The organism is Paraburkholderia sp. GAS32, assembly GCF_050434225.1.
GTDB lineage: Bacteria > Pseudomonadota > Gammaproteobacteria > Burkholderiales > Burkholderiaceae > Paraburkholderia > Paraburkholderia madseniana.
In genome coordinates this window covers 336,345-361,296 of sequence record NZ_JBNPVS010000002.1, presented here as the reverse complement: position 1 = coordinate 361,296, position 24,952 = coordinate 336,345, and the positions used below count along the sequence as shown (strand labels likewise).

Below are 24,952 nucleotides of genomic sequence, written 5' to 3'. Positions count from 1 at the left end.
GCTCCTGTCATCGGTCACCATCCGAACTTCGCTTCGACGCCCACATAGTCCGCGTTGCGCGCCCCTAGCGCACGGATCGAATCGCCGACTTCGAAATGCACCGCTTCCAGCGCGAGCGCGACGTTCGGGCTGACGAGCCAGTCGGCGCGAATCTGCGCATACATGCCCGTCCAGCGGGTTCCCTTTCCCGCCGTGCCGGGCACCACGGCCATCCCCTGACCGTAGATCGCATCGCCCGTCGTCGCGCGCCACTGGAAACCGAGTGCCGTCAGTAACGTGAGCTTCGGCGATACCTTGAGGGTGATCGACGGCTTCACGTGAATCAGGTTGCTGTAGCCGGTGTAGCCCGCCAGCGTGAAATAGTAGCCGTTCGGAAACAACGGATTGAAGGTTTCGACGCGTCCATCGCCCGGATGCCGGTCGCCCGATGCGCCGTCGATCTGCAAACCGAACCGCGGCGAGCCCGCCACCGTTGCGAGCGTATAGCCGCCCAGCAACCCGAATGCCCACGCGCCGATGGTGTCCTTGCCGACGTGCCCCGTCTGCACCATCGATTCGACATCCCAATCGAACGGCGTGACCTTGCCCGCATAACGCACGTCGAATACATCGCGATGCTCGGTGCCTGCCGCATCGAGAAAGCGTGCGTTGTCGCGGTTGTAGCGCGACCAGTACGCTGACAGATCGCCTGGCCCCGTGTTCGCACGTTCCACGCGCACACCACTGAACGTGAGATGCCGGTTCGACACGTCGTCGAAGGCCGTGACGTCGCGATTCTGCACGGGCTGCGTCATATAGCCGATGAAGCGCCACTTGTCGATTTCATAGTCGGCCCACAGCGCATCGAACGCCTGACGCACGTTCGGCCCGTCGCGCACCGAGACGAACCGCTGCAAGTCGAACGCCATCTCCTGCCGGCCGACGCGCGCCTTGAACGTGCCGCTGCCTACGCCATAGACGAGCGCGACGAACGCCTGCTCGATGTCGAGCGGATTCTTGTCGACGGGCGAAACAGCATCCTTGCCGAAGGGCCGGGCATCCTCGAGTTGGAAAAACGCCTGCACATGCATGCCGATGCGCGCATCGGCATGCACTTCGGCGCGCTGGATGACGTAGCTGTCGGGCCGCGCGGCGCCGAGCCCGAAGAGTGGCGCGTTGTTCAGTTCGAAGCGTTCACGCAGAGTCGCGCCGAGCGACAGATAGGTCGACGGATCGCTGCCGGGCGAGATGTACTTGAGCGCATCGAACGGCTCGCGCGGCACGCACGGATTGGCCAGCGCCGACCAGTCTTCCTGCCAGCGGTTGAACGATAGCGCCGACGGCCGCTTCGCGGTGCATTGAGGCGCAGCGGCCACGCCTGCAACCGCATCCGCTGCGTTATCGGCGGCGAACGCGTTCACGCCCTCTGCCCATCCGCACACCGCGAGCACGGCGCAGGCAGCCGCCTTCGACGCCGCGTGCCTCAGTGAGCGACGCTGCATCATTTCGCCAGCTCGTGAATCTCGGCGACGTAGCCGCCGGGAAACTCGACCATCGCCGTACGCCCTTCAACTGTCCTGTTCGCCGGCGACAACACCTTCACGCCGACGCCCTGCGCCTTCGCGAGCGTCGCGTCGAGATCGGCGACCAGATAGCCGGTGACTTCGCGGCCGAACGGATAAGGCAGCTTGCCGTCGGTCACGAACACGAGCATGGTGCCGAAGCCGGACGTGATGCGTACGCGCCGGATCGTCTCGCCGGGCCGGCCGATTTCGCCACCGTCCGCGTGACGGTTGTCGGACACGACCTTGCCGTGCGAAAAGCGTACAAAGCGCTTGATGAAGTTATCCGCGGATTGCGCGGACGCATAGACGCGATTGTCGGGGACCGTCTCCAGCGGATCATACGAAGGCGCCTTCGTATGCCAATACAGTTGCATGTTCAGGCCGCCCGGCCACTGGATTACCGCGTCCTTGCCGATCGGATCGTCGAACGTATCCACGATCACGTCCGCGCCCGCAGCGTGCGCGGCACGAACGGCCTTGTCCATGTCGGTGACGAGATAGCCCGTGCGCTCGCTGCCGAACGGATACGGTATCGGCGTCTGGAATGCAAACACCGACAGCATGCCGACAGGCGTGCGCACGTATTGCGAAGCGGTCTTGCTCGGCGTCGGCGTGACCGTGAACACGGCGCGCGGCGAAGCGGTGCCGCCGAACGTCGCGATAAAACTGTCGACGAACGCGTCGATGTCCTGGCTCGCCACATAAACATGCGTCGTATCGTATTGCGGACCGACCGACACGACCGGCAGGCTCTTGCCTATGTTCTGATGATCGGCCTCGGCGAAAGCCGGCGAGCCGCTCAGCGCCATGCCGAGCGCCGTGACAGACACAATCGAAACGACAGCGGCCCGCAACACTCGAACCGTCTTGACGGTACTCATAAAAAACACTCCTGGCTGGTAAGGGATGCCGCAGCGTTGTGCGGCACAATCAGATTCCGACCTTTGGCGTGCCCGTCCTGCGCACCAGCACAGCGAGCACGCACAACGCGACGAGCGGCAGCGTGCGCAACATCCGGTTGTGCGCCGCCTGCCGCGCCTATCGATCCTCGTTGCATAGCGGAGTCGGCTTGGTGCTGGCGACAGGCGGTGCACCTTGCGTTTGCGCATCGGGCGTGCGTATGCGCGCCTGCACGAACGGAATCGCATGCTCGCCAATCACAATGCCAAGCAACCCCGCAAGCGCAATCAGCGGAGGCGCGGGCGATTGCACGCGCACAAGGAAATACAGCAGGCCGACCACGAGGCCCGCACCCAATGCAATCAGATATGACATGGTTCACTCCTCACGCGCCGCGGCAAACGCGCCGTGCGCTCAGGCTTACCGCTGCCCGGACTGGGGCCGCAGCGCAATCCGGTAGCGTCCCGCACCGCCGATCGCGATGGTTCCGAACATGATCAGCAGCATCCACGCGAATTGCGCCTGGGCCAGCGTCCATTCGCGATGCACGAGGCTCAGCGCGACCACGCAGACGAGCATGATCGGCAGCGCGGCAAGCCGCGTCGCGATGCCCGCGATCATCAGCAGCGGGCACACGACCTCCGCGAAGATCGCGCAGCCTAGCGTCAGCGTCTTGCCGAGATGCAACGGGTCTTCGATCGCCTCGAACTGACTCGCGTAGTGGATTGCCTTCGGCAGTCCATGCACGAGCAGCACGAGCACGCTCGCGGTGACGCGCAGAAACAGCAGCGCCACATCGGGAGTGAGAAAACGCTTCATCGCCTGCCTGCTCCTAGAACGCGAAACAACTGCAGCCGAGCGCGCCCCAGAACGCGTTCGCGTCGCCAGCGGGCACATTGCTGCGCCATGCCCACGCATGCGCGTGACGATGCACGCCGCACAGGTTCACGCACGCGTCGTTGCACGACTGCACGAGCGGCGCCGCGGGACGATAGCGCGCATAGCCGCCGTACTCCGCGACGGGCGACCACGTGGGGCTAACGGGCAGCGCCGGCGGGTCGAACGTTTCGAACTCTTCGGCCGCGTAGACAATCCGCCCATTGACCGCCGTCAGCACCGAGCTCAGATGCCTGATGCCGTCTTCTTCCATCGTGAAATAGTCGTCGCTCAGCACCACGAAATCGGCAAGCTGGCCAGGCACGAGCGCGCCCTTCTTCGTCTCTTCATTCGAGAACCATGCGCTACCCACCGTATAGCGGCGCAGTGCCTCCATGCGATCCAGCCGGTCCTGCGCGGCGTACATCAGCGTGCCGCCCACCGTGCGCCCCGAAACAAGCCAGTACAGCGAAACGAACGGATTGAAGCTCGCGACGCGCGTCGCGTCCGTCCCCGCGCCGACCGGCAGCCCGGCCGCGAGCATCTTGCGCACAGGCGGCGTATGCGCGGCGGCTTCGGCGCCATAGCGGGAAATGAAGTATTCGCCCTGATACGCCATCCGGTGCTGGACGGCGATGCCGCCGCCCAGTGCGGCAATGCGGTCGATGTTGCGCGCCGAAATCGTTTCGCAGTGGTCGAAAAACCAGCGCAGGCCGCCGAACGGCGTATCCTGGTTGACACGCTCGAAGACGTTGAGGAAACGTTCGATCGATTCGTCGTAAGTTGCGTGCAGCCGGAACGGCCAGCGATTTTGCACGAGCAGCCGCACGACGGCTTCGAGTTCGCTTTCCATCACGTCCGGCAGGTCCGGACGCGGCTCCAGAAAATCTTCGAAGTCCGCGCCGGAGAACACGAGCATCTCGCCTGCGCCGTTCATCTTCAGGAAATCGTCGCCGTCACCCGGTTTGGTGACCTTGACCCACCTCGCGAAATCTTCGATTTCCTTTTTCGCGTTCTGCGTGAACAGGTTGTACGCGATTCGCACGGTCAGCTCGTTACGCTTCGCGAGTTCCATGATGACGGCGTAGTCGTCGGGATAAGACTGGTAGCCACCACCTGCGTCGATCGCGCTCGTCACGCCAAGGCGGTTGAGTTCGCGCATGAACTGACGCGACGAATTCAACTGGTCGTCGAACGGCAGCTTCGGCCCTTTTGCGAGCGTCGCGTACAGCAAGCCCGCGTTCGGACGCGCAATCAGCATGCCGGTCGGATTGCCGCGGCGGTCGTGCTGGATCTCGCCGCCCGGCGGATTCGGCGTATCACGGTCATAGCCGACCGCACGCAGCGCGGCAGCGTTCAGTAGCGCGTTGTCGTAGAGATGCAGGATGAAGACGGGCGTATCTGGCGCGATCGCGTTGATCTCTTCAAGCGTCGGGCCCCGCTTCTCCGCGAACTGGAATTCGTTCCATCCGCCGATAACACGCACCCATTGCGGCGCGGGCGTGCGCGCAACCTGCGCGCGCAGCATCTCGAGCGCGTCGCGCAGCGAGGGCACACCATCCCAGCGCAGTTCGAGATTGAAATTCAAACCGCCGCGAATGATGTGAAGATGCGAATCGTTGAGACCGGGAACGACCGCGCGTCCCTTCAGATCGATGCGGCGCGTGGACTCGTTCGCCCATTGCATCATGTCGTGGTCGCTGCCGCTCGCAACGATCTCGCCCTTCGCGATGGCGAGCGCCGTCACGAACGAACGCTTGTCGTCCTGCGTCGCAATCTTGCCGTTATAGATCACCAGGTCCGCAATGCGGCTGGGCTGAATCGATGCGGTCATCGTCGCTCTCCGTGATGTTTGGTCAGACGCGTTTCACGCGCGACGACAAACGCGTCGCGCGTGAAAAAATGGCGAGAGGCAATCAGTCCGCCTAGCTCGCGTGCCCGCCAAGAATTTGCTTCGCGTAGCGCACGCCGATGCCATACGAGGTATGCGCCTTGAAAATCTCCATGCAGCCTTCGTACGTTTCGCCGCGCGCCCAGTCACGTTGCAGTTCGCACATGAACTGCACCGAGGTTAGCGGCACCGCGCCCGCCTGGATGACGCGCTGCACGGCACGCTCATGGGCTTCCCCGGTGATGTCGCCGCAGGCGTCCGTCGGCACGTAGATTTCGAAGCCCTCGGCGAGCATCTGCACGGTCGGGAAAGCGACGCACACTTCCGTCCACAGGCCCGCGATCACGATCTTCTTGCGGCCCGTCGCCTTGATCGCGTCGCGAAAGCCCTTGTCTTCCCACGAATTCATAGACGTGCGGTCGATCGGTTTGATCTGCGGAAACACCGACTGCACTTCCGGCAGCAGTTGGCCACTGAAGGTATCGGCGGCGACCGTCGTCAGAACAGTCGGCACCTTGAAGAGCTTCGCGGTCTTCGCGAGGATCTGAATGTTGTGAAGGATGGTGGTGCGCTCGTGCGAGTGCGTGCCGAAGAACATCTGCGGCTGATGGTCGATAAGCGCGAGCGCGCACGTGTCGGGCGTCAACAATTCATGGGCCATGAGTAGCTCCAATTTACGAGAATGCGAGGACCCGCACGGTTGCACGAAGGCCACCGTGTCAGCGTCCGGTTAGTGGATGGGTCGAGTCGATGTTGCATCGGCAAGGCGGATGCGAGCGGCTTCCCGGCGAAGCTTGAGCGTGAGTTTCACGATGCCGCAATGGCACGACGACAAGGTATAACTTCGCACCTTGCCGGGACATTACATATTTATGTAGCGCGGTGGTCCACGACAAGTTCGGATGCCTGACCTCATTGCTCGACCGACGCGGAGCACGAATTGCCTCGCCACGATGTTCCAGATTTATGTAATGGTCGCCTTAAGACCGGCCAACTACTATCGGACACATCGCATGGCGAACAGGTCTTCATTCGTCCTGCGCCAAAGGACGACGCACTCACGCGGAATGCGCTTCTTTTGCCTCCCCGATAAGCATCCGATGGGCCGCAAATTCTTAATCTATGGAGATGTGAAATGGCAACGATAGCTGCCGACTACATGGTTGGTGCACTGGTCAATGCGGGTGTGAAGCGTGTGTTCGGCGTGGTGGGAGATTCGCTGAATGGCTTCACGGATTCCCTGCGCCGGGAAGGTTCCATTGAATGGGTTCACATGCGGCATGAGGAAAGCGCGGCTTTCGCCGCCGGCGCCGAAGCGCATCTCACGGGGCAACTCGCAGTCTGTTGCGGGAGCTGCGGCCCGGGGAACCTGCACCTGATCAACGGCTTGTTCGACTGCCAACGCAGCGGCGTTCCTGTTCTCGCTATCGCCGCGCACATTCCAAGTTCGGAAATCGGCATCGACTATTTTCAGTCGACCCATCCCGAAGTGCTGTTCAAGGAATGTAGTCACTACGTCGAACTCGTCACCCACCCCGACCAGCTGCCGCAAATTCTGGGCCGTGCGATCCGGACGGCCGTTGCGCGTAAAGGCGTCGCTGTTGTCGTCATACCTGGCAACGTGGCACTTGGGCCGCTCACAAAACCTGTGCCGAACTGGAGCGCACCGTCCGCTCCAATGATTCGCCCGGCGGACGCCGACATCGCGGAACTCGCCCTTCTGTTGAACCAGTCGTCGCGCGTGACGTTGCTGTGTGGAGCGGGTTGCAAGGATTCGCACGCGGAAGTCGTAGAGCTCGCCCGCAAGTTGCAAGCGCCGATCGTGCACTCGCTGCGAGGAAAGGAGTACATCGAATACGACAACCCGTTCGATGTGGGAATGACAGGTCTTGTCGGGTTCTCCTCCGGGTACTCCGCGATGAAGAGCTGCGACATGCTCCTGATGTTAGGCACCGACTTTCCTTATCGACAGTTCTATCCGGAGGGGGTGACGATCGCGCAAGTCGATACAAGGGCAGAAGCCCTCGGCAATCGATGCCCGATCAAGCTTGGCGTATTGGGAACGGTCAAGGATACGCTCAGCGAACTTCTTCCAATGATTCGGGAGAATACGGACAGCAGCTTCCTGAATCGTGCGCTCGACGACTATCGCAAGGCGCGCGCGAATCTGGATTCGCTGGCTGAGCAGGAACCGGGCAGCAGCATCATTCATCCGCAATACGTGACCCGGCTCGTCAGCGAACTCGCCAACGAGGATGCCATCTTCTCCTGCGACGTCGGCACCCCCATCGCATGGACAGCCCGATATCTGAAGATGAACGGCAAACGGCGACTGGTCGGTTCGTTCAATCATGGCTCGATGGCCAACTCGCTCCTGCACTCGATCGGCGCGCAGGCCGCTTTCAGGGACCGGCAGGTGATCTCAATGTCGGGCGACGGCGGCTTCACCATGATGATGGGTGAATTTCTCACGCTGATTCAGGCAGGCTTGCCGGTCAAAGTCGTCGTGCTCAACAACGGAACGCTGGGCTTCGTGGAAATGGAGATGAAGGCCAGTGGCTTCGTCGATACGGGCTGCGACCTGAAAAATCCGAACTTCGCTGCGATGGCCAACGCGATCGGAATCAAAGGCATACGCGTCGAGCACCCTGCAGAGCTGGAAGGCGCGCTAAGCGAAGCGTTCGCCCATCCGGGTCCGGCGCTCGTCGACGTAGTAAGCGCACGTCAGGAGCTCGTGATGCCTCCCACGACCACCGCCGACCATGCTTACCACTTCGGGCTGTTCATGCTTCGCGCCGTCATGGACGGTCGAGGCCAGCAGCTCATCGACCTCGCAAAGGTCAATCTGTTCCGGTAGTGCAGTCCGCAAGCGTATAGGGACCGTTATCCACGCAATGGGAATCGAACCATGTCCAGCAAAATCATCGGCACTGTAGAAGCTCCATCCGAGCGCGAACCCATCCACATGGGTTTCGTCATCGCCTGGCTTTTCTGTGCCGCGTTCTACTTCATGCAGTACATGCTGCGTTCCGCGCCGGGCGTGATGGTGCCCGAGTTGAGCGCGGCATTCGCGCGCGATGCACTGGGCGTGGGCGCGCTCGTCGGCCTGTACTACTACACCTATGCGCTGTTCTCGATCCTTTGCGGTGCACTACTCGATCGGCTCGGCGGCAAGGCGGTCATTCCGGCCGGCATCGTTCTCGTTGCTGTGGGGGCGGTCCTGTTCGGCCTGGGCAGCGTGGAGGCCGCGCAGGTCGGCCGCCTGCTGCAAGGCGCGGGTTCGGCGTGTGGCTTTATCGGCGCGGTGTATCTCGCCACGCACGGCTTTCCTCCCCGCTCTCTTGCGACGGCGGTAGGGTTCACTCAATGCTTCGGCATGCTGGGCGGATCCGCGGGTCAGTTCGCCGTTGCGCCGCTCATTCACGGCCTCATCACATGGCAGCAGTTCTGGTGGCTGTCCGGCCTCGTGATCTTTGTGATCGCGGTACTGGTGCTATTCGTGACGCCGGCAGGCCATGACGACAGCCCGGCCAGCCAGGGCTCGTGGATGAAGATGTTCGCGCCGTACAAGCAGGTGCTCACGAATCCGCAGTCCTACCTTTGCGGTTTCTGCGCCGGCCTGCTGTTCCTGCCGACTACGATTGGCGACATGATCTGGGGCATTCCATTCCTGCACAACGGTCTCGACGTCAGCTATGGAGAGGCCGTCAATCGCGCGAGCATGGTGCCGCTAGGCTGGGTAATCGGCTGCCCGCTGCTAGGCTACCTGTCCGACCGTCTGGGCCGCCGCAAGCCGGTGTTGATCGGCGGCGCGCTGCTGATGCTTGTGTCGGCCACTGGCATTTTCTATCTGCCGGCCGGCGTGGCGCCGCCTTACGTGCTCGGCCTGCTGCTCGGCATCGGCTCCGGTGCGGCGATGCTGCCCTACACGGTGATCAAGGAAGTCAATCCCGACAACGTGAAAGGCAGCGCCAGCGGCGCGATCAATTTCCTGGTGTTCACGTTCAGCGCGTTGCTCACGCCGGTGTACGGCAAGCTGCTCGCCCATCATGCGAACGGCGGCACAATGAACCTGTCTACGTTCCGGGCAGCCGGTTCGTGGCTGCTCGGTGGCATCGTGCTGGCCATGCTGCTCGCTATATTCATGCGCGAGACCGGACCGCGCGGACGCGCGAACGCATGAGGACGGGCCAGGTTCTTCAGCAAGATCGAGCCTTGAACCTGGCGCTATCCGTTACACCGACGGCGTCAGGTAAGGATTATCCTTCCCCGGCGCATAGGGCTGCGCCTTAAGTTCCATCCGTGCAATGCTCTGCAGGTGAACCTCGTCTGGGCCATCCGCGAAGCGCAATGCGCGGCCCCACGTCCAGCTATCGGCCAATGGCGTGTCGGGGCTCAACCCCATCGCGCCGAACACCTGCATCGCCCGCTCGCAAACGGCGGTGTGAACACTCGGCACGAGCGCCTTGATCATCGAGATCTCCTTGCGCGCATCCTTCGCACCCACGTTGTCGATCATCCACGCGGCCTTGAGAACGAACAGCCTCGCCTGATCGATTTCGATTCTGGACTTCGCGATCCACTCGGCGACTGTCCCGTGTTCGAACAGCGTCTTGCCGAATGCCGTGCGCGCCTGGGCCCGCTCCACCATCAACTCGAGCGCCAGTTCCGCGGCGCCGATCGAGCGCATGCAGTGGTGAATCCGTCCCGGCCCAAGACGCGCCTGCGCCAATGCAAAGCCGCTGCCCTCTTCACCGAGGAGATTCGATCGCGGCACGCGCACGCCTTTGAACTCGATCTCGCAGTGGCCTTCCGGCGCCACGTGATTGACCACCGGGATATTGCGGATCACCTTGACGCCGGGTGTATCGCGAGGCACGAGAATCATGCTCTGCTGACTGTGGCTCGGCGCGTCCGGATCCGTTTTGCCCATCACGATGAAGATCTGGCAATTCGGATGGGCTGCATTCGTGATGAACCACTTGCGGCCGTCGATGACATAGTCGTCCCCGTCACGACGAATCGACGTGGTGATATTGGTCGCGTCCGAAGAGGCCACCGCCGGTTCCGTCATCGCGAACGCCGAACGGATCTTGCCGTCGAGAAGGGGCTTGAGCCACTTCTCGCGCTGAGCGGGCGTGGCAAACATATGGAGCAGTTCCATATTGCCCGTGTCCGGCGCATTGCAGTTGAACACCTCGGACGCCCACGACACCCGCCCCATGATCTCAGCGAGAGGCGCGTACTCGAGATTGGACAGGCAGGTACCGGGCTCGTCATCGCGCAGATGCGGCAGGAACAGGTTCCAGAGACCCTCTTCACGCGCCTTGTCCTTCAAGGTCTCCATAAAGGAAACCGGATATTGACCGGCACTCACTTCATCGTGCCATTGCCGGATGCGCGGAACGATGTGCGTGTCCATGAACGCACGCACCTGGGTGCGCAGCGCTTCGACTTTCGGGCTGTATGCAAAGTCCATTTTTACTCTTCCATAATCTGATTACTGGAGTCGATGCATCGGCAAACCGCGCGGTCAATACCGTGCCTCGACCACGTGACTAGATCGTCAGTCCACCGTCGACGACGACACACTCTCCATTGGTATAGCTCGCAGCGTCGGACACCAGGTACAGCACGGTACCCGCCATCTCTCGAGGTTCCGCATGGCGTCGCAGCGGAATCTGCGACACCCAGCTCTCGTACGTGGCCTGATCTGCGAACAGCGCCCCTGCAAAGCGGGTTTTGGTCAGTCCGGGGAGCAGCGCATTCACCCGAATCCCCAACGGCCCGCACTCCTTCGCGAAGGCCCGCGTCATGTTGACAACGGCGGCCTTGGTGATCGAGTAGATGCCCTGCCTGTCGCCAGGCTGCAAGGCATTGACCGAAGCCGTGTTGACGATCGCACCACCGCCGTTCTCCCGCATCAACTTGCCCGCCTCGACGGACATGAAGAAGTAACCGCGCAGATTGACTTCCACTGTCTTTTCGAAGGACGACAGATCGGTATCGAGAATGTGGCCAAAATACGGATTGGTCGCCGCGTTGTTGACGAGAATGTCCAGACGGCCATGCCGTGCCCGAATATGCTGGAAGATCGCGAGAATGTCCTCGATACGCCCGACGTGGCACGGGTACGCTTCGGCGCTCCCGCCCGCTTCTTTGATCTCGCTTGCAACGGATTCACAATCTTCCAGCTTGCGGCTCGACACAATCACGTGGGCGCCCTGCTCGGCGAGCAGTTTCGCGATCTCCTCACCGATGCCCCGGCTCGCGCCCGTCACCAGAGCAATCTTTCCTTTCAGGTCAAACAAATTCGTAGCCACAATCAGTCTCCCTATTTCTACGTTCCGATTTCCTGCCTGTCTTCAGATCAGGTCAATGCCCATCTTCGCAAGCGCCCCGGCCATCTCCCCCACCTGCCGCGCTTTTTCATTCGATGCGTTGCCGCTCAAGGCCCGCTTCTTCACGCCCTGTGCGATAGCGGCGAGCCGGAAGAAGCTGAACGCCAGGTAAAAATTCCAGTTCTCAATCGACGAAATTCCCCGGAGCGCGCAATATCGCTCAACAATCGACGCCTCGTCCGGCACGCCCAACGCGCCTCGATTCAGGCCTGCGAGTCCGGCGATATGGCTGCCGGGCGGAAGCCGCAAACACATGCAGAAGTACGCGATGTCAGCCAGCGGATTGCCAAGCGTGGAGAGTTCCCAATCGAGAACGGCACGGACTTGAGGCGCATCGCGCATGAAGATGATGTTGTCGATACGGAAATCGCCGTGCACGAGCGAAGGCTTTCCCGTTTCCGCCGGACAGTGCGCAGGCAGCCATTCGATCAGCGACTCCATTGCCTCCAATGTATCGGTCTGCGCAGCGCGATATTGCCTGGTCCAGACGTCGATCTGACGCTCGAAATAGTTGCCCGGGCGGCCGTAGTCGGACAATCCGGCTTCGTCGATATCCACGTCGTGGAGAGCGGCCATTGTGCCGAGCAGTGCGTCGTAGATAGCGCCGCGCTCTTCGACGGGTACGTCGGGCAGCGCCGGGTTCCAGAAGATTCGCCCGTCTTCGTAGCTCATGACGTAAAACAGGCTACCGACGACGTCACGGTCCTCGCAGAGGTGATAAGCACGGGCGACAGGGACCGGTGTCTGGCCAAGCGCCGATATCACGCGAAATTCACGATCAACCGCATGAGCCGCCTTGAGCAGGTCGCCGGGAGGTTGACGCCTCAGCACGTAGCTTCCACTTTGGGCCTTCAGGAGAAACGTCGGATTGGATTGTCCGCCGGAAAATTTCTCGACGGACAACGGCCCTTGAAACCCGGGCACGTGCGCCGTCAGATAACGTGTGAGATTTTCGATGTCGAATTGGAGGCTGGGGTAGTTCATCTAGCAGGAATCCGGATTGAGGTCAGCCGTAGGTGACAAATTCACGCCTCTCGGCATGTTCGAGATGCGGCACTGAATTGAAACTGACCAGCGACATCGCGTTGTCGTTAAAGACATATTGGCAAACGCTGCTGTTTCGAATCTGCAGGTTCAGTGCAATCGCGGTCGCGGCGGGTGTCTGCAGAACCTGCTGGGCAGTGACTGCGATCGGACCACCCGAACTCACCACCAGAACGCGCCTGCCGCCAGCCCGCTGGATATCGCTGCGCGCACGCTGGACACGCGTCTGGAATTGCTGCCATGTCTCTGGAACTCGGCCCGGCAAGCGGTCATCGGCCCAGAGCTGCAGCACGTGTCGAAGCCCTTTGTAGAAGTCCTTTTTTGAAGTGGTGGCCGACAAACCTGACGGCAAGCCCTCATCGCCGACGGCCGCGAACAATGCCTCGAAATCGTATTCGTTCAGACCAGCGTCTTGCGCGAGCTCGATTTGCGGGCCGCCCATGGCGGCGAGAATGGCGTCGGCGGTTTGCCGATGTCGCTGCATCGTGCCAATGACAACGCGATCGAACCGCAAATCCGCCTGCGCGAAGTACTCGCCGAGCCAACTTGATTGGGTACGACCGGAGGGGGATAGCTCGTCATAGTTTTCAGCGCCGAAAGACGCCTGACCATGCCGTACAAGATAGAGTTCTGCCATGCCAGCCTCGCTTCAACATGGCTAGCAGAATACCCAGCGCCGTATCATTCAGGAAATTGATTGTTGTGATAGTCGGCTATAAATTCTCGTGACACCGGGCATGTATGCCCCGAATGTGCCACATGCCCCGTGGGTCCGAGCTACTGGTTCATTTCCAGCATGAGCCGGCCAACCTGCTCGCGCAGCCAACGATGAGCCGGGTCCCCGGTCACGCTTCGATGCCAGTAGCCATGAGACTGGAGATCCGGAAGATCGAACGGCAGCGCCAGGATTCGCGCGTCATAGCGCTTGAGGAGCACGAGGGGGGCCGTGAGGACGAGATCGGTTCGCATCGCGATCAACGGGGCGACCAGATAGTGTTGAACCCGCGTCTGAATCGATCGCCTGACGCCTAGCTTGGTCAGTTCCGCATCGACGAGACCCGATCCCTGGGGGCGGCTGGATACGTGGATATGGCCGAAGCTGAGGTAGTCGTCGATCGTCAGCTTCTTCTTCGTAAACGGATGGTCGTGACGCAGCATGCATGCATACCGGTCGCGGCCCAGCGGCTCCTGTTCGAGGTAGGGATCGTCAATCAGCGGGGCGTCGATTGCGAGATTGACCGCACCGCTGGCTAGCGCTTCCGGAACGTCCTTACGCGTCGTGAAGTAGCTCTCGATACGAATGCCGGGCGCCAGTCGCTGCAGCACCTCCTCCAGCGCGGGCAGAAGGAGCGCCTCCGTGAGGTCGGTCATGCTGAGCCGGAACGTACGCTCGGACGAGGCGGGGTCAAAGCGTCCTCCGACGTGAGTACTCGAGTCGAGCAGTTGCAGTGCCTCGCGAACCTGGCCGATGATGTTTTCCGAAACGGGAGTCGGCATCATGCCGGCCGACGTACTCACAAACAGCTGATCGTCGAATGTTTTGCGCATCCGCGCCAACGCATTGCTGACAGCAGGCTGGGTGATGAACAGCATCTCCGCTGCGCGCGTCAGGTTTCGTGTTCTGTAGACGGCTTCGAAGACAACGAAGAGATTCAGATCAACCTTTGACAGACGCATTTTCAAATTCCCCGACGCCACTCGAACTGTATTTTCGACTCCTCCTGTTCACGCGCACTTGTCGGCGCAAGGCGACGATCGGCGTGGTATCACGGAGCAACCCCGGCGAGTCTACTCCTGCCATGGCGAGACAGCCAAACAGGGGCATGAGGACGCTTCGCGCACGCTGATCCTTCGGTTCAGCGCGATCGCAAAGGCGGTGATCAACTCGCCCACCGCCCCTCTGCTCCAGCAAGTCCTATAAATTTTCGCGGATCATGGCGAACACATCTGCGGACTGCCCCTGCAGCATGGCTTTCGCTGAATACAAAACCATGCCGTACGCAGCGCCCCACTCGATCTTCGGCGGCATCACGAGTGTCATCGTGTCGACCTTGACGTTCAGAAGCGCCGGGCCGGGCTCGTTCAACCATGCGATGACGGCCTCTTCGAGTTCATCGGCTTTCGACACCGTGCGCCCCCACAAGCCGATCGCCTCGGCGACCTTGCCGAAGTCCGGGTTTTGCAGGCCCGTATAGAGCGGGAGCATGCCTTCGGACTTCTGCTCGATGTCGATAAATCCCAGCTTGCCGTTGTCGAACACCACCACCTTGACGGGCAGCTTCTCCTGCACGAGCGTCATGAGTTCACCGAACAGCATGGCGAGACCGCCGTCGCCGGACATGGAGATCACCTGGCGTCCAGGCTGGCACTTCTGCAGGCCCATCGACATCGGCAGGGCCGCCGCCATCGTGCCGTGGAGCAGACTCGAAAACACCCGGCGTTTTCCGTTCGTGTCGATATGCCGGTAAAGCCAGACCGTGGGCGTCCCATCGTCGGCGCAGAAGAGTGCATCGCTCGCTGCGTACCGGTTGATCAACTCGGTCAGGTAGATGGGCGGAATCGTTCCGCGGTTGGACGCAACGGCCTTCGACCGGTGAGTTTCCACTGCGCGTGCATGCCGCTCGACGAGCTTGTCGCGGAACTCGGTCGACGTACGCGGTTCAAGGCGCGGCAGCAACGCCTCCATCGTGGCCTTGATATCGCCAACCAACCCAAGCGTGACCGGATGCCGACGGCCGAGATGGTCGGGCGCCATGTCGATCTGAACGATTCTGGCCTTCTCCGGATAGAACTGCCGCCACGCGAAGTCGGCGCCCAGCAGCAGCAAGGTCTCGCATTCGGATACCGCCAGATAGCCTGCTTCGCCGCCGATAATGCCGGTCATGCCGACGTTGTACGGGTTGTCATGTTCCAGCGCGTCTTTTGCGCGGGACGTGTGCGCAATGGGTGCCTTGAGCCGCTCGGCAACCGCCATGATTTCGGCGTGCGCGCCACGGCATCCGGAACCGCCGTAGATCGCAATCTTCTCGCCCGAATTGAGGATGTCAGCCACACGGTCGAGGTCTGCGTCACTCGGCCGGACCACCGGCACATTCGTGTGGACCGAATATGGGACGTTATCGCTGGCATCCGCGTGGGCGATGTCAACCGGAACGATCAGCACGGCGACGCCACCTTTTGCAATGGCGGTCTGACAGGCAATCACGGTTTTGCGTCGCGCCTGCTCGGGCGTAATGATCATGTCGCAGAACACGCTGCACGATCCGTAGATCGCCTTGAAGTCGACTTCCTGCGGAAAGTTGAAGCCGAGTTCCTCGCTCGCGACCTGGGTTGCAATCAGGATGACCGGCGCCCGATTGCGGTTGGCGTCCACGAGGCCATTGATGAAGTGAAGGCTGCCAGGGCCGCAGCTTCCCGCCACGGCCGTGAGGTTGCCGGTCAACATGGCCTCGGCTTCGGCGGCGAACGCCCCCGCCTCCTCATGGCGCACATGGACCCACTCGATGTCGCTCTCGTTGATGTGATGAGCAATAAGATTCAGCGTGTCGCCCACGATCCCGTAGCAATGCTTGACGCCCGCCGAGGCGAGCGTATCCACAATGATTTCGGCAACTTTTTTACTCATCCCGGCTCTCCTGAAAGTGCTCCATGCATGAAATGATCCGCTGCCGGTATGAACCGCGGGACCGGAGTTTGTCACTGCGGGTCGCGCTGATTCCATCGGTGGGAGGATTCACTTATCTTGCATCGACTCCTTGTCGGCCGATATCACCCTGCGGGGGGATTGGCGCCATGACGGCTCCCCCATGTCTCATGTCTCATGTCTCATGTCTCATGTCTCATGTCTCATGTCTCATGTCTCATGTCTCATGGCTAATACCTCATGGCTAATACCTCATGCCTCATGTCCCACGTTTGAAGCATGTGTCAGCTTGTTGAAAGAGCGAGCAGACGCCGGCCGATCTGAGCGCCACGCGGCAAGGAATTCGACAGGCGCTCGAGCGTCGACATGAAATGGCGCTGTTGCACATCCGCCTGTTCGGCGTCGCCGCAGGCCTCGTGAATCGCCGCCGCCGTGCGGTGAAGCCGCCAGTCCGCCAGCGGGGTTTCGAAGCCTTCCGTAGCCGCGAACGCGGCGTTGATGTGCTCGCGTGCAATGACCGCATCGCCACTCGCGAGCGCCTCTCGCGCGACGACTTCCCAGGCGAGGGCCTGCCACGTCCGGTCTTCGGTGGCGAGGGCGAGCTTGAGGAACGCCTCCCCGCGCGATCGCGCGGTGCGATGGTCGCCCGCCATCATCGCGGCCTCGGCGGTACCCCATTCGATTGCCAGTCGCCAGTACCAGTCGAACATGATGGGTGCAGCGTCCAGTTGCCGTTGCGCTTCAGCAAACAGCACCGAGGCGCGTACGCCGTCCTCCAATCCAATATACGCGAGGCCCGCGAGCACGATGCACGCACGGTGTTGCACGGGAAGCAGCGCGCCGGAGTCGGCTTCGACCACTCGATCGGACGAGTTTGAAGCCGGCACGAAGCGTTCGTACATTTCAATGACTGACTCGTAGTCCATCGTGTGCACGAGCAACCAACCCCGATAGACCTCGAGTGTGCGGGCCGCAAAATAGTCGCCGTTCTCGTGAAACGAAGCCATACCCTGGTCGAACGATTCCATCGACCGCCCCAACTCTCCAAGGAAGAGATAAGCCCACGCAGTACCCAGCCGGACCATCCACGTCGCCCGCGCGAGGTCGAAGCCCGGATGTTCCACCGCATGCTCAAAGAGGATCTGGTAATTCGCCCGCACCGTGCCGAGCGCTTCGCGATAGCGGGTGGAAATGATGCACAGCATGCTGTGTTCCATATTCGCCCGGGCGATCAGCAAGGGATCCCCCGTCTCGCGCAGCGCACGCATCGCCGTCTCGCACTCAATCAGATCGGCATGCGACCAGCCGTCGGTCCAGATACGGCGTACGTAGGCGCTCACGCGTACCAGCGCACTGACACGCAGGTCGGGATGCGATGCGCTGAGCGCCAGCGCAACGTTCAGCACCTCGATGCAACGTTGCCTGTCGCTCCAGCTAAAGACGTAGGCCAGGCCGAGCATGGCGCGCAATTGCGCATCGAGCCGGCCAATCGTGCGTGCCTGCTCCTCCAGTTCGATCCAGGCGGCCTCGGCGCGCGGATCATGCGCGGCAGCGTAAAGCGACGCGCGCGCCTCGGCAAACTCAAAGCTTTTCAGTGGACGCAAATCAGCCGGCAACCTGGTGGTGAGCGAAGCGGCAAAGTCGAGAATCGACTGCGCCTCGCGATACGCAAAGCGAACCTTTGCGGTTTGCAGCGCCATGCGTAGATAGTCAATCGCCTTGAGCCAGTCTCTCGCGTCGGCGAAATGATGTCCGAGCTCGTATGCCACCTCCGCTCGCTGATCGCGAGCGTAGATCGCCTCGAGCCGTTCCGCGATTTGCCGATGCAAACGGGAGCGGCGAGTCAGCCCTTGACGTCCATAGAACGCGTGACGAATGAGCGCATGGTCGAAACAGAACATCGCCGCCGCTCCCCCATCGGGTAAGCGCTTCACCCCGCAACGTTGAATGAAGCGTTGAGTGCGTGCCAGCGCCTCGCAGATATCGTCGAACTGCTCCGTTGACAGACCCGCGGCCTCGGCCACGGTCGCCGATGAAAAGCAGAGCCCTGCCACGCTAGCGGCTTCAAGCACATTCCGTTCGTCGGCACCGAGGCGCCGGATTCTACCTTCGAGCGCCCGGGTTATCGTGTGTGGCGCTGCCGCGCCGATCGTCGCAAGAGGCGCCAGCGGCCGCCAGCCCGTCGCCGTCTTGCGGAGCATGTTGCGCTCCACGAGATCGGCAAGGGTCGCCCGCATAAACAGTGGATTGCCGCCGCAACGTTGCGCGATGAGATAGGACAGCTCTTCCTCGGCAGGGTCGATGTGATCGCGGTCTGTCAGCCACGCAACCACCGCATCGCGAGGCAATGGACCCAGCGCCAGCTCCCGGCATAAGCCTCTCAGCGAAAGCTCGTGGTGCAGTTGCTCGATGGGGTGTTCGGCCAGCGCCGCTTCGTCCGGCCGGTAAGTGACAACGACCATCAGACGCAACGCGCCTGGCTGGCGCGCGAGTGCCGCCAGAAAATCGATGGTTGAGTAGTCGGCCCAATGAAGATCTTCGAATATCAGAAGCAGCGGCTGCGTTTGCGTCTGCATCTGCGTCAGAAAGCTCAGCAAGGCTCGGATCTCCCGCAGCATGCGTTCGCGCGACGCGTGAGGAAGCTGCCGATGCAGGGACTCGCGCACCTGACTCGCCACCTGACCCGGGAGCTGCCATGCCCACGTGGGCGCCAGCGTCACCAGCGCTGTCACGACTTCGCTGCCGCCGGTTCCCTGGCAAAGTTGGCCGAGCGCCTGCAGAACCGGATAAAACGGCTCCGCGCCCCCATAGCCCTCGACACAATGCCCTTCGGCAACCCACGCATCCTCAGGTCCGGACCGTTGGGCGGCAACGAACCGCCTGAGCAACGCTGTCTTGCCGATGCCCGGTTCACCTGCAACCACCACGATCTGAGCGTTTCCGCATCGGGCCTGGTCCATTGCGGCACACAGTTGCCGCAGTTCGCTCGTGCGTCCGGCAAAGCGGCCGAAGCTCTCCTCGCTTACGGCTGGCGCAAGTTCCGTTGCAGGGATCTCGACCGGCGCGACGAAACGATAGCCGCGTCCGCGCAGCGTTTCGATGTAGCGAGGGCGCTGCGCGCTATCGCCGAGCCGTGTCCGGATCGTCTGTATGTGGCTCTTCACGACTTCGGGCTGCACGTGCACGTCGGGCCACACGGCTTCGAGCAGCGCGTCATGGGTAATCAGCGCACCGCGATTCTCGATCAGAAACCGCAACACGCCGAAGGTCTTGCGCGTCAGGTCGATCCGCTCGGGTGTCGTGCCGGAAGAAGCCAGCCGCCAAAGACATTCGTTCGTCGTATCCAGACGAAAGCCTTCGAAACTGATCGACGATAACCTGCTCGAATGAGCCTTCATGCCAACCTTGCTCCTCATGCCTTTAGCCAACCCTCTGAAGAACAAACGCGCCCGCCTGCCAGGGCGAAACGCACACATTTCCCGTCAGGGTAAGGTGTTCGAAATCCGGAAGGGTGATTTTCCGGTCCTGATTGTGTAATGGAATGCTTCACTCAGCATGACCGACAGGTGCAGTATAAAATCGCGGCAACCAAGTCGGGTTGCAGCGCCATCGGAGAACCTAGGTGATCGATTTCCCACCCTTTCGGCTGGATCGAGTGAATCGATGTGTCTGGCAATGTGCGCCCGACGGCACGAGCCGGAGGCTCACGTTGGCGCCGCGCGCCTACGACATGCTGCAATACCTGATCAACCACGCCGGGCGGCTCATCACCCACGAGGAATTCCTCGATGCGCTCTGGCAGAACGTGCATGTCCAGCCCGAAGTGCTGAAGGCCCACATGCTGACCATCCGCACGGCGCTCGGCGACGATCCCGCACGTCCAAGCTTTATCGAAACCCATCGCGGCCGCGGCTATTGCTTCATTGCGCCGCTCTCCGCCAGTTCCAGCACTGGTCCGCGCGAGGCGGACCAGCGCAGCCATGGCGGATTCGTCGGCCGCAAGCAGCAACTGAACCGCTTGAAGACGCTGTTCGACGAGGCACGTCATGGTGCATCGCGCATCGTGTTCGTGGCGGGCGAACCAGGCATCGGCAAGACGACGCTCGTCAATCGGTTCCTGGACTCGCTCGATGGCGATGCCACGGTGTTGACGTCGCTCGGGCGCTGCGTCGAAGGCTACGGCGGCATCGAGCCTTACTACCCGGTGCTCGACGCGCTGACCCAGTTGACCCGCAGCGAAGCGGGCCCGATGATCACCCGCACGCTCGTGTCGATCGCACCGACCTGGGCGCTCCAGATGCTGGGATCGGTGCCGCAGCAATACCGCGCCGAGCTGCAGCATCAGGTGATCGGCGCGGCGAGCGGGCGCATGTTGAGAGAGATCTGCGAATTCCTCGAAGCGCTCTCGCTTGAGCGGCCGCTCGCGCTGGTGTTCGAAGACCTGCATTGGTCCGACTATTCGACGGTCGACATGCTGTCCGCGCTTGCCCGCCATCGCAGCGGCGCACGTCTGATGGTGATCGCCACGTACCGCCCGGAAGACGCCGAACTCGCGCAACACCCGTTGTGCCGGCTGAACCGCGATCTGGGGGTGCAGAAGCTGTGTCACGACATCGTCCTGGAACCCTTGACCGAAGGCGCCATCGCCGAATATCTGACGGGCGGCCCGCGCGACGCCCGGCTCGACAGCGCGAACGGCTTCGCTCAGCTCGTGCGCGAGCGCTCCGGGGGTAACCCGCTGTTCATGGTCGCGACGCTCGATCACCTGGTCGAACAAGGCATCGCGCAATCGACGCCCGAGGGCTGGAAGCTGCATCTGTCGCCCTCGGAAGTGCGGCTGGAAGTGCCGCTCACGTTGAACCAGGTCATCGAGCATCGCATCCAGCGGCTGACCGACGACCAGCAACGCGCGCTCGAAGGCGCGAGCGTCGCCGGCCTCGCGTTTAGCGTGACCACTGCGGCGCCGGCCGCCGCCTTGAGCCACGAGCATTTCGAGGATATCTGCGAGGCGCTCTGCCGTCAGGAAAGCTTTATCCGGCGCGAGCCGACGTCTGCGCTCGAGGACGGGTTCGCCGCGAGCACCTATGTGTTTCGCCACACGATGTACCGGCAGACCTTCTACGAGCGGCAGGGACCGCTGCGCACCGTCCGCTCTCATCTGCGCGTCGCCGAGGCGCTCGAGGCGCTGTTCGCACCCGAGGAGCGCGGCGGGGTCGCCGCCGAACTCGCCCAGCACTTCGCCGCCGCGAAACGTTGGGAACGTGCGCTCGGCTATCTGCGCATTGCGATCCAGACGGCGAAGAAACGTCTCGCCTACAACGACGCGCTCGCGGTCCTCGACCGCGCGCTGATGTTCGCGGCCAACCTGCCCAGTGAAGCCCGCGCGGCGGCGGAAACGGAATTCCTCGAAGGCCGTGCTTCGATCTTCGCGGCGGCCGACGACTCCCGCGCGCGGGAAACCTGCGAGCAGCTCGCGGAGCGTGCCGCGCAGCACGGCCTGATCGATATCCAGAGCCGCGCGCTGATGAGCCTCGCGTACACGTATAGCTGGCGCGACCAGTTGCGCTGCAGCCAGATCATCGACGAAGCACTCGCGCTCAGCGACCGGCAGACCAACCCGCAGCAGCAGGCCCGCACCCGCATCAGTTGCTACGTATGGCGGATGTGGGTGCGCGGCTGGTGCGCCGAAGACATCGTGCGGTGCGAGGCCGCGCTCGTCCCCCTGCGCGCCGGTGACGATCCCTACACGACCGCCTGGTCGCTGTGCGAATACTCGATGGTCTTGCTCGTGTCGTCGCGCTACCAGGAAGCCCAGGACACCATCCTCAAAAGCTACCGTTTCCTCGTCGAGAACGACGAAAACCGCCCCGAGTTCAACATGGCACGCGCGACCTGGATGGTCCATCTGGGTGTGCCGTGGACGCAGCTCTATCTCGGCGAATTCGGCCGCGCGCAGCGCGAGTTCGACAAGGCAATCGCGATGTTCGCGCACAACGGCAACCCGTACGGCGCGGACACGCTCACGCTCTATCGCTGCTGGGTGCAATTCCACGCGATGGATTTCGACGCGATGCTGCTAGCCTGCACGCAGGTGCTGGCCGGCAAGTCGCCCGAGCCGGGCAGCGGCAAATCGATCCTGCCGGCCGAATACCGGCTCTGCCTGCTGCTGACCGGGCTCGCACAGCTCGGCCTCAGCGATACGCGCGCCGCACGCGACGCGCTCACACAGGTGATGCAACGAATGGACGCGCTGCCGGTGATCTTCGACTGGTACTGGCGTCTGCCGCTCGAATGGGGGCTCGCGGGCGTCGCACTCGAGGAGCGCGATCTCGACGCAGCGATCACGCATGCCGACCGTCTCGTCAAACTGGCGACCTCGATCGAAGAACGCACGTGGCAGGGCTTCGCGTGGGAGATGCGCGCGCGGGTCGCGTGCGAACAGCATGACGCAACCCATGCGTTGCGCTGCGTGCAGCATGCGCTCGACGCGACGCGGGGTTACCAGACGCCGCTCGCGGACTGGCGCATCCATCGCACGGCTGCCCGCGCCTGCGAGTTGGCCGGCGACACGCAATCGGCCGACTACCACGCAGCACTTGGCCGGACGATGAAAGACGCGCTCGCGGCAAAGCTGCCGTCGGGCCATCGTCTGCGCGAAACATTCGAAGCGGGCTAGTCGCCGGCGTGCCCGCATCCGGATAACCGGACGAGACCCAGACGGCTCGCCAGCGTCACCGCTTCGATCCGGTTCCTCACCGACAGCTTCGTGTACAGATGCTTGGCGTGCGACTTCACCGTCTCGGGCGCGATGCACAGCCGGATCGCAATCTGCTTGTTGGTCAGCCCACGCCCCATCAGTCCGATGATCACGCGTTCACGCTCGCTGAGACCCATGGCGGCCACGGACCGTGCGATGTCCCGCGCCGTATCGCACTCCGGTTGCGCATGGGCGGCGCCCCGCCGGCGTCGCGACATCAAGGCGGCTGCGTAGGGAAGCAGCTCGCGGACATCCCCGGCGGGCACGATCGACCCGCGCACCATCCCGTCGATCAGTTTCGCCACGCGCTCGCTGCAGTCGACGAGCGTCTGCTGCAGTCCCGCCGAAGCCGCCTGCTTCAGCAGCGTGACGAGCGCCTCGACCGCTTCATCGCGCAGACCGGCGACCAGCAACGCTTCGATCAGCAACAGCGCGATCGTCACCGCGCCGTATCGATCGCGCCTCAGGACGGTATCGCAATGGAGCTGCCGCAGCGCTGCGAGATCGACCGCGGCGGATACCTCGATGGGTGCCTGAGGGAACGCCAGAGCGGATGCCTGGGAGAGCGTCTGAGCGCATGCTTGTGAATGCGCCTGTGCGAGCGCAAGCCGTGCCTGCGCGAGTACGTGGTAGCGCGCGATCTCGAAGCGCGCGCTGCTGCTCGCCGCGCCGCATTGCCCGGCCAGCATGGCGAGCCGTTGTGCGCAGAGCGCCGCCTGGTCGATGCGATCCGCGGCCACGTGCAGCTCGACCTGCTGCGCGAGGCTGGCGGCGCGCAGCCGCGGCCAGTTGCGCTTCATCCCAAGCGCGTCCGCCTCGGCCAGCAGCAGGAGCGCCTGTCCCGGTTGCCGCCGGTTCGCGGCGATGCGGGCAAGCAGTCCGTAAGCGCGCACCGCGCCTTCGATCGCACCGCCCTGCCGGATGCCCGGCAGCCGCGCCGCGACCAGCGCCTCGCTCTCGTCGACGCGGCCCTCCTCGTACAGCACCTGCGCCATCACGCAGGCGGGCAGCGCGTCGATTGCCGCCGGACCGGCCCCGAAACGGCGCACGACATCGAGCGCGTCGTCGGCCAGCAAGCGCGCGGCATTGAAATGCATCTGAGCGAATTCGACCGCGGCATCAAGCGCAAGGTCGAGCATCGCGGTGATCGCGCGCAGCCGGCCCGGCTGCCCGTCCGGCGCGCGGCGTTCCACCGCGTAGAAACTCTCGGGGTCGCCCAGGCGCAAGTAAGCGCAGCGGCACACCGTCAGCGCGACATGCGCGGTGGGCGTTGCGGTGCCGAGCCGCAGCGCGGAAAGCGCAGCGGCCAATGCGGCTCCCGCGTCGTCCTGCAGCAGGAGCGCCGCGGCCCGCACGGCCGCGATCTCGCAACGCACAGTAACCGCAACCGGGCCCGTTAGCGGACCGACCTGCCCTTCAATCCGCTGCGCGCTCAGCAGCGCCTCGGCGGCCTCGCCGCGGATCACCATCTGCCACGCGCGCGCAAGATCCGGATGGATGCGCGCTGCACTTACCGCAGGCCGTTCCCGGCCGACGCGCGCCAATGACTGAACTTCGGACTGAACTTCGTCGGCATACACCGGCCCAGGCGGCACGACATGAAGCGCCCGCGTCACAAGGGCGTCGGACTGCCCCCGCGGCGGCACCGCGCGGGGTTGAAGATGCCCCGCTTCCTGATGAATTTCGCAGACAAATGCCTCGTTCATTCCTCGCTCCGTCGGACACCCGCTCGTCACAATCGCTGGACGAACGCAGTACCGTCCAGACTAGAGATGACCGTCCGGAAAAGCGTGATGATTCGGTTCTTTTTCGGTAAAGGATGGGTTGTTGTCCGGTATTGCACGGACTGAAACCGAAACGAAAGCGATCAATACCGGGATTTGTAATACGGCCAAC

General features: G+C 62.7%; 17 protein-coding genes. 3 read left to right on the top strand and 14 right to left on the bottom strand.

Annotated elements, in window-relative coordinates; all coding sequences use genetic code 11:
• Nucleotides 1-14: 14 nt before the first annotated feature.
• The 6 genes from P3T25_RS03610 to P3T25_RS03585 all read right to left on the bottom strand — a co-directional run bounded on the left by P3T25_RS03610 (nucleotide 15) and on the right by P3T25_RS03585 (nucleotide 5,872).
• Nucleotides 15-1,484, bottom strand: a complete 1,470-nt coding sequence (locus tag P3T25_RS03610; protein ID WP_429357504.1) for an alginate export family protein — start codon at nucleotides 1,482-1,484, stop codon at nucleotides 15-17.
• Nucleotides 1,481-2,425, bottom strand: coding sequence for a VOC family protein (locus tag P3T25_RS03605; RefSeq protein ID WP_154559795.1), 945 nt, complete (start codon nucleotides 2,423-2,425; stop codon nucleotides 1,481-1,483). The genes P3T25_RS03610 and P3T25_RS03605 overlap by 4 nt, the downstream gene beginning before the upstream one ends.
• 157 nt (nucleotides 2,426-2,582) lie before the next feature.
• Nucleotides 2,583-2,819, bottom strand: coding sequence for a DUF1427 family protein (locus tag P3T25_RS03600; protein WP_154559794.1), 237 nt, complete (start codon nucleotides 2,817-2,819; stop codon nucleotides 2,583-2,585).
• A 45-nt stretch (nucleotides 2,820-2,864) separates the two neighbouring features.
• Nucleotides 2,865-3,263 (bottom strand): DoxX family protein, encoded by a 399-nt coding sequence (locus P3T25_RS03595; RefSeq protein WP_154559793.1) that lies wholly within the window; start codon nucleotides 3,261-3,263, stop codon nucleotides 2,865-2,867.
• A 13-nt stretch (nucleotides 3,264-3,276) separates the two neighbouring features.
• Nucleotides 3,277-5,154 carry an amidohydrolase gene (locus P3T25_RS03590; protein ID WP_266236754.1) on the bottom strand — a complete coding sequence of 626 codons (1,878 nt, stop codon included), beginning with the start codon at nucleotides 5,152-5,154 and terminating at the stop codon, nucleotides 3,277-3,279.
• Nucleotides 5,155-5,245: 91 nt separating this feature from the next.
• On the bottom strand, nucleotides 5,246-5,872 hold the full coding sequence (locus P3T25_RS03585) for a hydrolase (protein ID WP_266236756.1): 627 nt from the start codon (nucleotides 5,870-5,872) through the stop codon (nucleotides 5,246-5,248).
• 474 nt (nucleotides 5,873-6,346) lie between these two features.
• On the opposite strand from P3T25_RS03585, the gene poxB reads away from it, so the two are divergent.
• On the top strand, nucleotides 6,347-8,068 hold the full coding sequence (poxB, locus tag P3T25_RS03580) for a ubiquinone-dependent pyruvate dehydrogenase (RefSeq protein ID WP_429357503.1): 1,722 nt from the start codon (nucleotides 6,347-6,349) through the stop codon (nucleotides 8,066-8,068).
• 51 nt (nucleotides 8,069-8,119) lie between these two features.
• Nucleotides 8,120-9,394 carry an MFS transporter gene (locus P3T25_RS03575; protein WP_429357502.1) on the top strand — a complete coding sequence of 425 codons (1,275 nt, stop codon included), beginning with the start codon at nucleotides 8,120-8,122 and terminating at the stop codon, nucleotides 9,392-9,394.
• 51 nt (nucleotides 9,395-9,445) lie between these two features.
• Here the strand turns inward: P3T25_RS03575 and P3T25_RS03570 are convergent, their stop codons facing one another.
• The 7 genes from P3T25_RS03570 to P3T25_RS03540 all read right to left on the bottom strand — a co-directional run bounded on the left by P3T25_RS03570 (nucleotide 9,446) and on the right by P3T25_RS03540 (nucleotide 19,697).
• Nucleotides 9,446-10,690, bottom strand: coding sequence for an acyl-CoA dehydrogenase family protein (locus tag P3T25_RS03570; RefSeq protein ID WP_429357501.1), 1,245 nt, complete (start codon nucleotides 10,688-10,690; stop codon nucleotides 9,446-9,448).
• Nucleotides 10,691-10,769: 79 nt separating this feature from the next.
• On the bottom strand, nucleotides 10,770-11,534 hold the full coding sequence (locus P3T25_RS03565; protein WP_266236764.1) for an SDR family oxidoreductase: 765 nt from the start codon (nucleotides 11,532-11,534) through the stop codon (nucleotides 10,770-10,772).
• Nucleotides 11,535-11,576: 42 nt separating this feature from the next.
• On the bottom strand, nucleotides 11,577-12,596 hold the full coding sequence (locus P3T25_RS03560; RefSeq protein ID WP_429357500.1) for a phosphotransferase: 1,020 nt from the start codon (nucleotides 12,594-12,596) through the stop codon (nucleotides 11,577-11,579).
• Between the two features lie 22 nt (nucleotides 12,597-12,618).
• Nucleotides 12,619-13,293: a histidine phosphatase family protein gene (locus P3T25_RS03555; protein WP_429357499.1), complete on the bottom strand. Its 675-nt coding sequence runs from the start codon at nucleotides 13,291-13,293 to the stop codon at nucleotides 12,619-12,621.
• Between the two features lie 140 nt (nucleotides 13,294-13,433).
• The gene (locus P3T25_RS03550) at nucleotides 13,434-14,333 is read right to left on the bottom strand and encodes a LysR family transcriptional regulator (RefSeq protein WP_154559784.1); all 900 of its coding nucleotides are present in this window, start codon (nucleotides 14,331-14,333) and stop codon (nucleotides 13,434-13,436) included.
• 238 nt (nucleotides 14,334-14,571) lie between these two features.
• Nucleotides 14,572-16,281, bottom strand: a complete 1,710-nt coding sequence (locus P3T25_RS03545) for a thiamine pyrophosphate-dependent enzyme (RefSeq protein WP_266236770.1) — start codon at nucleotides 16,279-16,281, stop codon at nucleotides 14,572-14,574.
• Between the two features lie 302 nt (nucleotides 16,282-16,583).
• Nucleotides 16,584-19,697, bottom strand: coding sequence for an ATP-binding protein (locus P3T25_RS03540; protein ID WP_429357498.1), 3,114 nt, complete (start codon nucleotides 19,695-19,697; stop codon nucleotides 16,584-16,586).
• Between the two features lie 311 nt (nucleotides 19,698-20,008).
• Here P3T25_RS03540 and P3T25_RS03535 point away from each other — a divergent pair, with 311 nt between their 5' ends.
• Nucleotides 20,009-22,975, top strand: coding sequence for an ATP-binding protein (locus P3T25_RS03535; protein WP_429357497.1), 2,967 nt, complete (start codon nucleotides 20,009-20,011; stop codon nucleotides 22,973-22,975).
• Here the strand turns inward: P3T25_RS03535 and P3T25_RS03530 are convergent.
• Complete coding sequence (locus P3T25_RS03530) at nucleotides 22,972-24,762, bottom strand: LuxR C-terminal-related transcriptional regulator (RefSeq protein ID WP_171926053.1); 1,791 nt, start codon at nucleotides 24,760-24,762, stop codon at nucleotides 22,972-22,974. The genes P3T25_RS03535 and P3T25_RS03530 overlap by 4 nt on opposite strands.
• Nucleotides 24,763-24,952 lie beyond the last annotated feature (190 nt).

Excerpts from the sequence above, each read along its gene's own strand:
- P3T25_RS03610 (WP_429357504.1), bottom strand. The coding sequence starts at position 1,484 with ATGATGCAGCGTCGCTCACTGAGGCACGCGGCGTCGAAGGCGGCTGCC.
- P3T25_RS03575 (WP_429357502.1), top strand. The coding sequence starts at position 8,120 with ATGTCCAGCAAAATCATCGGCACTGTAGAAGCTCCATCCGAGCGCGAA.
- P3T25_RS03600 (WP_154559794.1), bottom strand. The coding sequence starts at position 2,819 with ATGTCATATCTGATTGCATTGGGTGCGGGCCTCGTGGTCGGCCTGCTG.
- P3T25_RS03585 (WP_266236756.1), bottom strand. The coding sequence starts at position 5,872 with ATGGCCCATGAATTGTTGACGCCCGACACGTGCGCGCTCGCGCTTATC.
- P3T25_RS03555 (WP_429357499.1), bottom strand. The coding sequence starts at position 13,293 with ATGGCAGAACTCTATCTTGTACGGCATGGTCAGGCGTCTTTCGGCGCT.
- poxB (WP_429357503.1), top strand. The coding sequence starts at position 6,347 with ATGGCAACGATAGCTGCCGACTACATGGTTGGTGCACTGGTCAATGCG.
- P3T25_RS03605 (WP_154559795.1), bottom strand. The coding sequence starts at position 2,425 with ATGAGTACCGTCAAGACGGTTCGAGTGTTGCGGGCCGCTGTCGTTTCG.
- P3T25_RS03545 (WP_266236770.1), bottom strand. The coding sequence starts at position 16,281 with ATGAGTAAAAAAGTTGCCGAAATCATTGTGGATACGCTCGCCTCGGCG.
- P3T25_RS03550 (WP_154559784.1), bottom strand. The coding sequence starts at position 14,333 with ATGCGTCTGTCAAAGGTTGATCTGAATCTCTTCGTTGTCTTCGAAGCC.
- P3T25_RS03540 (WP_429357498.1), bottom strand. The coding sequence starts at position 19,697 with ATGAAGGCTCATTCGAGCAGGTTATCGTCGATCAGTTTCGAAGGCTTT.
- P3T25_RS03530 (WP_171926053.1), bottom strand. The coding sequence starts at position 24,762 with ATGAACGAGGCATTTGTCTGCGAAATTCATCAGGAAGCGGGGCATCTT.
- P3T25_RS03590 (WP_266236754.1), bottom strand. The coding sequence starts at position 5,154 with ATGACCGCATCGATTCAGCCCAGCCGCATTGCGGACCTGGTGATCTAT.
- P3T25_RS03570 (WP_429357501.1), bottom strand. The coding sequence starts at position 10,690 with ATGGACTTTGCATACAGCCCGAAAGTCGAAGCGCTGCGCACCCAGGTG.
- P3T25_RS03595 (WP_154559793.1), bottom strand. The coding sequence starts at position 3,263 with ATGAAGCGTTTTCTCACTCCCGATGTGGCGCTGCTGTTTCTGCGCGTC.
- P3T25_RS03560 (WP_429357500.1), bottom strand. The coding sequence starts at position 12,596 with ATGAACTACCCCAGCCTCCAATTCGACATCGAAAATCTCACACGTTAT.